Annotated in this window: 1 protein-coding gene and 1 pseudogene; both read left to right on the plus strand. The window is 67.6% G+C overall.

Annotation, left to right across the window (positions count from 1 at the left end; translation table 11 throughout):
• Positions 1 to 260 (plus strand): annotated as a pseudogene (locus tag R1101_RS28870) (acetyl-CoA C-acyltransferase); the annotation flags it as partial.
• Positions 261 to 363: 103 nt separating this feature from the next.
• Positions 364 to 710 (plus strand): DUF3817 domain-containing protein (locus tag R1101_RS0124930; protein ID WP_016935822.1); only part of this gene is annotated, 347 nt, incomplete at its 3' end.

The raw sequence follows: 710 nt of genomic DNA on the forward strand, positions 1-710 counted from the left end.
ATCTCGACCTCGTCGAGATCAACGAGGCGTTCGCTGCCGTCGGTATCGTCTCGGCCCGTGAGCTGGGCATCGATCCGGCGAAGGTGAACGTCAACGGCGGCGCGATCGCGCTCGGCCATCCGCTCGGCATGTCGGGTGCGCGCATCGTGCTGCACCTCGCGCTCGAGTTGAAGCGCCGCGGTGGCGGCGTCGGCGCGGCGGCCCTGTGCGGTGGCGGTGGCCAGGGCGACGCACTCATCGTGCGAGTGCCCAAGAACTGACGTATTCCGAGAGCACGAACACGGCCCCGGCGCGTTGCGTCGGGGCCGTGATGTCTCTCACGGCACTACGGGCCGTCGTAGAAGCTCCTGCACAATGGGGCTTATGACGAACATCTTCGACCTGTCCACGCCCGCGAAGCGTTTCCGCCTCGTCGCGATCTGGGAGGCCGTGACCTGGCTCGCCCTGCTGATCGCGATGTTCTTCAAGTGGGTGCTCGGATACGAAGAGGCGATCGCCATCCCGGGCATGGTGCACGGAGTCGCCGGGTTCATCCCGTTCGTCGCCCTCGCCCTCCTCACCGCTCTGCAGCTGAAGTGGGACCTGAAGACCACCTTCCTCGCCCTCGTCTCGAGTGTTCCGCCCTTCGGCACCATCGTCTTCGAGCGCTGGGCCGTGCGCACCGGCCGCCTCGGGGAGCTGTCCGCTCCCGCGACCCGCGAACAAGCCCC

It is taken from the genome of Rhodococcus sp. R1101 (assembly GCF_000278445.1).
GTDB classification, from domain to species: domain Bacteria; phylum Actinomycetota; class Actinomycetes; order Mycobacteriales; family Mycobacteriaceae; genus Rhodococcus; species Rhodococcus gordoniae.